Raw genomic sequence first — 8,041 nt, forward strand, 5'->3', positions numbered from 1 at the left:
CTGTGGCGGCTGTGGCGGCGGCTTCGGTTTTAGTTGTTTCGGTATTGGATTTAGCTGTTTCGGTATTGGTTTTAGTTGTTTCGGTGTTGGCTTTATTTAGATGTTTTGGAGTCTCAGAAAAAAATAGGTATTTTATGAAAAGAGAGTGCCCCTGCATGGACCTGTGCCGCAGGAGGCACTTCTTTTTTGTAATATCAGAATTTATATCATTGAACTTTGAGAATTGTCCAGCTCCAGGCGCCATCAGCTAGTGTACTTCGCTCTCCGTGTTTCCTTTATCTCAGTCGAAGCGCTCCAGTCCATACGCTGATAGGCGGGCGCCTTGCGCTTTTCTTATTAATCATAATGGACAAATTAAAGTACATAAAATGATAGTGCATAATTAGGACTGATTTGAATTAAGGAGGAGCTGAATGACAAATCTTAACTCGTCCACACGTTTAAAGGTCAAAAGGGATTCATTTTATCTACCTGATCAAAAGGGTGGTGTGTATTTTAGAAATAATTTAAGTTCATTCCGAATGGAAGGAAGTACCATTTACCAATGGGTTGAAAAATTAATGCCGATGTTTAACGGGGAGCAATCATTAGGAGATTTAACAGAGGGATTAACGGCGCCGTATCGCAACAGGGTATATGAGATAGGAGAAACGTTGTACAAGAATGGCTTTGTTCGAGATGTTAGCCAAGATAGGGCACATGAATTAAACCCAAAAGTCCTAGAAAAGTATGCATCGCAAATTGAATTTATCGAGAATTTTGTAGATTCCGGTGCGTACCGTTTTCAAGAATACCGTCAAGCCAAAGTTCTGGCTATCGGTTCTGGATCCTTTATGGTTTCATTGGCTGCTGCATTAATTGAATCGGGACTGCCCAAATTCCATTTCATGTTGACCGATTCAGTACCTACAAATCAATTGCGGATAAATGAGTTAGTACGCAATGCCTACAATGCTGACTCTGAAGTGGAGGTTGAGCAAGTACCATTTGAAAAAGGGGACGGAAGGAGTCTTTGGCAAGAAGCTTTGCATCCATATGATTGGATTCTCTATGTCTCTCAGGATGGAAATGTAAAAGAACTAAAGGATCTGAATATGGTTTGCAAAGAGCAAAGGAAAGAATTTTTTCCTGCCGTATGTTTAGACCAAGTGGGGCTTGCTGGTCCATTGGTTAATCCGGAATCAGAGGGATGCTGGGAGTCAGCATGGCGCCGAATCCATCAATCTTCATTGCAATTAGATCGGCAGCCGCAATCTTTCTCTACAACTGCCGGAGCCATTCTGGCCAATGTCACCGTATTCGAATTTTTCAAGAAGGCTACAGGAATTGCAGGGTCAAATCAGAGTAACCAAATTTATAAACTTGATCTTGAAACCCTGGAAGGAGACTGGATTTCATTCATTACACATCCATTGGTTATAAATAAAAGTGTCTCGCCTAGCCTGGTGGAAGATCTTGATGTAAGGATAAAGCAAGAAAAGAGTAAAAACGAACCTTCGATTAACCTCTTGGAATATTTCAGTCTATTAACTTCGGAAGAAACAGGGATTTTCCATACCTGGGAGGAGCGAAACTTGAAACAGCTTCCTCTTTCGCAGTGCTATGTTCAAGCGGTTAATCCAGTGTCAGAGGGACCAGCAGATCTCCTGCCAGAGGTTGTCTGTTCGGGTTTTACACATGAGGAGGCAAAGAGGGAAGCGGGACTGACTGGTATTGAAATGTATGTTTCACAAATGATCAAGGGATGTAGTGATCAAAAAGATAAGGCTGGTGAAAACATACCAGCGGGTTTGATCGGCATCGGTGCAGGGGAAACAATCGAAGAGGCAGTTTGTCGCGGCTTGCAAGCCTATTTAGAGAAAGAATTGAGAAGTAAAAAGGACGATCTACTGAATCCTATTTTTCGCGTACAACTGGGAGAAATTGAAGATCAACGCTGCAGATTTTATTTAAATGCCCTGACTACCTTAAATGGTGCACCGACCATCGGTTTAGAAAATGAAATACTAGGCTTCGCTGTAATATGGGTAAAGTCGCAGGGGTGTCGGTATACTAGTACAGGTTTAAATACAACGTTGGCTTTACGGAGTGCATTACAACAGGCGCTTTTGGCTAAACAAAATCAGGTGCATGGAACCGAAGGGATATCGGAATCAGCAGTTTTTTTGAAAGAAAAGGAATTTAAACTCGAAATCCCTTCTTGTGAAGAATTAACACAATGGGAGCTATTACAATCTTCCGTTCAGGTCTTGAACCAGAACAGCAAACGCCTATTCGTTTATGATCTTGCGTTCGAACCTTTTTTAAAGCAGGAATTGGCAGGGGTGTATGGTGTGCAGGTTCGAGAGGAGGAATCCTAATGGCCGCCCATATTCTCATTGACGGAGAGGGTTTATTAGCGGAATATGTCTTTGATCAATTGTCCGGCAATTATCTCGTAAGGCGTCAAAGCCTTTTAGGAGAGGTTTCCGAAGAAACAGAATTAGCTCTGGTGTTGCACGATGGCTGGAATCCAGCCATTCATCAAAAAGCTGAAGAAAAATACAGGAACACTGGTATCCCGTGGCTTCGAGGTTTCATTTCATTCGGGGAGGGAATCATTGGTCCTTTAGTTCGCCCCGATACACCGGGATGTTCTTGCTGCGCTGATATACGGCGCATGATAGCTGGATCCGATCGGAAAGAAATGTGGCAGCTTCAGCTAAGGATGGCAGCAGGAGAAGGTGTCATGCAAGATGCATGGGCATCAAGAACAGGACTATCACAAATGGCAGCATTGATATGTAACGAAGTTCAAAAAGTTCTTCAAGGAGAACCCAGCAATTTAGAAGAAAGAGTGTTCATTATTAACCTAAGAACGTTAACCAATTTTAGTCACTTTTTCTTGCCTAATCCCTTGTGCCCGATTTGCAGTCCATTACCTGATGATACACCAGAATTAGCTCAAATTAGGTTAGAATCTAGTCCTAAATTTAATGGTAGTGGTTATCGCAGCCGATCGATGGATGAATTTAAAACAGTACTGGTCAAAGACTATCTGGATTTTCGTACTGGTGTCATGAATGGAAAAATACAGGATTTCACGCTGCCATTTGCTGATGTTTTAGTGAACATGCCGTTATTTGAAGCGGACGAGGGAGTCGCTGGCCGGTCTAACTCTTATGAAATGAGTGAGCTGACTGCCATTTTAGAGGGGTTGGAACGATATTGCGGGATCGAGCCTCGAGGAAAAAGGACGGTAGTTCGTGATAGTTATCATAATTTAAAGCAAAATGCACTAAATCCTGCAAGAGTAGGTTTGCATGAAAAGGAACAATATACAAAGCCGCAATTTCCGTTTAAACCGTTTCATCCTGATGACCCAATGAATTGGGTCTGGGGCTATTCGTTTTTACAAGAACGTCCTATACTTGTTCCGGAGTTACTCGCCTATTACAGTTTGGGGTATGGGGAGGGCTTTGTTTATGAAACCTCCAATGGATGTGCCTTAGGGGGGAGTTTTGAAGAAGCTATTTTCCATGCCATTATGGAGGTTGTCGAGCGAGATTCATTCTTGTTAACTTGGTATGCAAAACTCCCCCTTCCGCGTCTTGACCTTAGTTCGGCTAACGATAAAGAATTACAGCTGATGGTCGACCGTATACGTGAGGTGGCGGGATATGATCTTTATTTTTTCAATTCGACGATGGAACATGCGATTCCAAGCGTGTGGGCAATAGCCAAAAACAGAAGATCCAAGGGTGTAAACCTCATTTGTGCAGCCGGAGCTAACCCTGATCCTGTAAGGGCTGTAAAAAGCGCGATTTACGAGCTTGCGGGAATGATGGTTAGGCATGATGAAATATTGGAGGAAAACCAGCAGAAATATGAACATATGTTACAGAATCCGTTCGCAGTACGTACCATGGAGGACCATGGTTTGCTCTACGGGCTGCGAGAAGCAGAGGAACGGCTGAATTTTTTACTGGATGATCAACGTCCATTACGTACGTTTGCAGAAGAATTCAAGGAGCCGCCTGCAAATACTGATTTGAAGGAAGATCTTCAGGATATTCTTCAGAAGTTCCGTCGGTTAGATCTGGAGGTCATTGTGGTGGACCAAACGACACCGATAACCAAACGGAATGGATTATTCTGTGTGAAAGTATTGATCCCGGGTATGTTACCGATGACATTCGGACATCACCTGACCCGTGTGAAAGGGCTGGAGAGGGTCCTTAGAGTGCCAATGGAACTTGGATTTATAAAACAGTCGTTATCGTATGAACAGCTTAATCCATATCCCCACCCATTCCCATAATTGAAAAGTAGGAGGTTTCAGATTGGAGCTAGAAACATTTGTACATCACCTTCACTTTGATACGGAAAAAGCTGCTCCTCCAGATTGGCAAGTGGATTGGGAGGATGCACCACTTCCCTATAAACTGTACTGGGGCTTACCAGAGATTCCGCTGAACGCAGATGTACCGTTAACACTGGGCGGACGGGAAGCTACGGCAGAACCTAGTCGGGAGGAGCTAGGTCATTTCTTATGGTATGTATACGGCATTACTCAATACTCGCAAATCGCTTTAATCGAGGACACCGAGGAAAAAGGTGCTGTGAGCTATGCCCAGTTATTCCGCAGATTTGTACCCTCTGGCGGGGCATTATATCCCAATGAATTATATGTGTATGTAAAGCTGAAGGACGCACCAATGGGAATTTACCATTATGATGCGGCTCACCACCGCCTCCTCTTGCTGCGAGAAGGAAATTACGATTCATACTTATCAAGAAGTATTGGAAATAGCTGTGATCTTTCTGACTGTTTCTGTACTGTTTTTGTCTCGACGCTTTTTTGGAAAAATTTTTATAAATACAATAATTTTTCCTACAGGCTCCAAGGGTTAGATGCTGGTGTGTTAATTGGGCAATCTTTAGAAGTGGCCAATACGATGGGGATTTCATCTCGGGTATGCTATCAATTCCTTGATAGGTCTATTAATCATTTGCTTGGGCTTTCCGAACAGGAAGAAAGTGTATATGCCGTTATCCCCTTATCTATTAATCAACTTAACAATAGTGCTGAAAACGATCATATTAGAAGGGAAAGTGTTTCTGCCACTGAATTGTGTCGGGAAGTGCCACTGTTGGAGCATGTTTCCTATAACCGTTCAAAGAGGGTTATTGATTATCCGATGCTGAGAAAAATGAATGAAGCATCGATATTGGAAACAACAAGGTCATTTGTAAGGATACAGAAAGATAATCATGTGAAACCTTCCTTAGGTCCGGAGGTAATCATGCTGCCATTTACCGAGCGTTTTTCGTACGATCTTGCATCCATTTGCCAGGAGAGGCGTTCTCCTGATAGTGATTTTATGATGGGTAAAGTCAGTCAAACGCAACTATCCACTTTGTTAAATGAGACATTTTCCATATCGTATCAGAATGACCTTGACGACAGACATGGGAATGCTGAGACCCGAATTTCTTTATACGGCAGTTTTTATAACGTGGAGGGGGTTCCAAATGGTGCTTACGCTTATGACAAAAGCGCTCATGCACTTCGGAGAATAACTCAGGGGGATTTTCGGGAGTCTTTACAATATGGATTAATAGTGCCCAATGTAAATCTGTTTCAAGTTCCGCTCTGTCTGCATTTTGTTGGAGACAAGGAACACCTCAAAAAGGAATTGGGATATAGAGGATATCGCATTCAACAAATGGAAGCGGGCATTCTCGTACAAAAACTGCTCTTGGTGTCGTGTGCCTTAGGGATGGGGGGCCATCCATTGCTAGGATTCGATGCGAACCAATGTGATGAACTTTATAGGATCAATTCTGAAGGGAAGTCCAGCTTGATCCAAATCCCGGTGGGTCCATACCGTCCCCGTGCCTGGTTAAAAGGGCGTTTGCTTAGCTAGGAGAGACAAGTGTAAAGCTCAGTTTCTGATCCAAGAATAGTTATTTACAGTAATGACTGCATAGAAAAGGTGTATGTTGTGCACCTCAGTTCTCAAAACGTTCATTATCGGCGTTTAAAAGGCTCTCGAACCTTTGGTTTGGGGGTCTTTTTTTGCACGAAAAAACGGATGTGATTATTGCTCGACATCCGTTTTAGTCTACTAATTTATTCTTTACCGCATAAAGTGCAGCCTGTGTCCGGTCAGCCAGCTCGAGCTTCGCCAAAAGGTTTGATACATGAGTTTTTACGGTTTTTTCCGTGATAAAGAGAGAGGAGGCAATTTCTTTGTTGCTTTTTCCTTTGGCAATTTCTTTTAAAACATCCAACTCTCTTTTGGTTAATTCCTCTAGTAAATTTTTTTCCTGTTTGCTTTTATTGGACAAATTGGCCAGTAAATGCGATGTAGCTGTCGGATGAAGCTGGTTTTCTCCGCTCATGATTTTGTTTATCGATACGACAAGTTCATCGGGCTGGATGTCCTTTAACTGGAATCCGGAAGCACCTGCTTCAAGGGCGGGAATCACATGATCCTGATCTGAAAAGCTAGTCAACATCATAATTTTGATATCAGGCTGTTCTTTTTTAATAATCCTAGTTGCTTGGATTCCGTCCATTTCAGGCATGACCAAATCCATTAGAATAAGATCCGGCTTTAGTGATTTTGCCAGTTCGACGGCTTCCTTCCCATTTGCGGCTTCCCCGATAATATCAAGCCCCTTTTGGGTGCGAAGAAAAAAGACCAGGCCCCTTCTGACGACATGATGGTCGTCTGCAATTAATATGCGTATATTCATAAAAATCTCCCCCCTAGAAAGGAATATGAATCTCTATAACTGTCCCGCTTCCCGGTTTGCTTTTTAATTGAAATGTACCATTTAACGCTTCTGTCCGTGATTTCATATTTTTTAATCCCAATGAAGGGATTTCAAGATTATCTTCATAATGGAAGCCACAGCCTGCATCCTTAATCGTCATCTCCACCCCATCTTTAGAAGCATGAAACAATAAAACCACTTCTGTGGTCTGGGAATGCTTTTTACAATTGGCCAGAGCTTCTTGCCCGATCCGCCACAAAGCTTCCTCCACTTTACCAGGAATGCTGGCTACTCCAGTCACCTTTGTTTCAATCGACAGGCCAAGCATATCAGCGTAACTTCTTAAAGCACTTACCAGTCCATTTTCAAGACCCTGCGGCCGCAGCTGCCAGATTAAGGCTCGCATTTCCCCAAGAGCTTCCTGGGCCAAATCCTGTATATAACTGAACGTTTGTTTTACCTCATCGGTTTGTGTCATTTCAACTCCTGCCCTTGCAGTTAGGCTTAGCGAAAATAAAAGCTGGTTAACGGAATCGTGAAGATCCCGTGCAAGCCGATTTCGCTCGGCAACAAGCGCTGTTTCTTGTTCCCGGTGGGTCAATTTGATTCGTTTTAATGCTGTTCCTATTTGATAGGCAACCGCTTCAAGTAAAGCAAGTTCATTTTTTTGGAAATGCGTTTTGTTTGGCGCACCTACATTTAATATACCGAACCGTTCCTGTCCGGCTCGGAGCGGGACGGTCGCATGATGGGTCAGGCCGCAAGTTTCCCCAGCCTTCTCTTCAAGAACATCTTCAATTCGTTTACATTCCATAATATTAGATGCTTTATTCAGTTTTCGATTGTTGTATTTATTCACGCACCAGCACTCACCCTGGCACATCCTTTGTTTATGGTCATTCTCCAAAGCAGGCGGCAAGGCTTCATCGGCTGCGAGCTGATACCCGCCATTTTCATCGATTAAAAAAATCCAGCCTGTTTGGAGTCCAGTCACATGGAGAAGTTTTTTCAAAACACCAGATAACACAACCTTTGTATCCGTTCCTTCATTTAAAAGCTCAGCAATTTCCTTTAATATACCGATTTCTTCATATCCAGCCTCTACAGACATCCATTCTCCCCCCACCGTGAAGCAGTTACTGCTATTATAGCTGATTTATAATTATCAGACGCTTACTATTGGATCGAAAGGCAATTTTCTATTTCAACTCTTTAGAGCTATGAAGGACAAATCTTGGTAAGGATGTTCTTCATAAAGTAGATGAAGGCCAAATCT

General features: G+C 42.8%; 5 protein-coding genes. 3 read left to right on the plus strand and 2 right to left on the minus strand.

Annotation, left to right across the window (positions count from 1 at the left end; translation table 11 throughout):
• The first annotated feature begins 413 nt into the window (after positions 1-413).
• The 3 genes from V7150_RS02960 to V7150_RS02970 are packed head-to-tail and all read left to right on the plus strand — an operon-like array spanning position 414 to position 5,909.
• The gene (locus tag V7150_RS02960; protein WP_335513449.1) at positions 414-2,360 is read left to right on the plus strand and encodes a putative thiazole-containing bacteriocin maturation protein; all 1,947 of its coding nucleotides are present in this window, start codon (positions 414-416) and stop codon (positions 2,358-2,360) included.
• On the plus strand, positions 2,360-4,300 hold the full coding sequence (locus tag V7150_RS02965; protein WP_335513451.1) for a TOMM precursor leader peptide-binding protein: 1,941 nt from the start codon (positions 2,360-2,362) through the stop codon (positions 4,298-4,300). Before V7150_RS02960 ends, V7150_RS02965 begins: the two co-directional genes overlap by 1 nt.
• Before the next feature lie 22 nt (positions 4,301-4,322).
• Positions 4,323-5,909 carry a SagB family peptide dehydrogenase gene (locus tag V7150_RS02970; RefSeq protein ID WP_335513453.1) on the plus strand — a complete coding sequence of 529 codons (1,587 nt, stop codon included), beginning with the start codon at positions 4,323-4,325 and terminating at the stop codon, positions 5,907-5,909.
• Positions 5,910-6,102: 193 nt separating this feature from the next.
• Here V7150_RS02970 and V7150_RS02975 read toward each other — a convergent pair whose 3' ends face one another.
• Complete coding sequence (locus tag V7150_RS02975) at positions 6,103-6,744, minus strand: response regulator transcription factor (RefSeq protein ID WP_335513455.1); 642 nt, start codon at positions 6,742-6,744, stop codon at positions 6,103-6,105.
• A gap of 13 nt (positions 6,745-6,757) precedes the next feature.
• Positions 6,758-7,876: a GAF domain-containing sensor histidine kinase gene (locus tag V7150_RS02980; RefSeq protein WP_335513457.1), complete on the minus strand. Its 1,119-nt coding sequence runs from the start codon at positions 7,874-7,876 to the stop codon at positions 6,758-6,760.
• Positions 7,877-8,041: the final 165 nt, after the last annotated feature.

The sequence above is a fragment of the Neobacillus drentensis genome (assembly GCF_036965245.1).
Classification (GTDB): Bacteria; Bacillota; Bacilli; order Bacillales; family Cytobacillaceae; genus Neobacillus; species Neobacillus drentensis_G.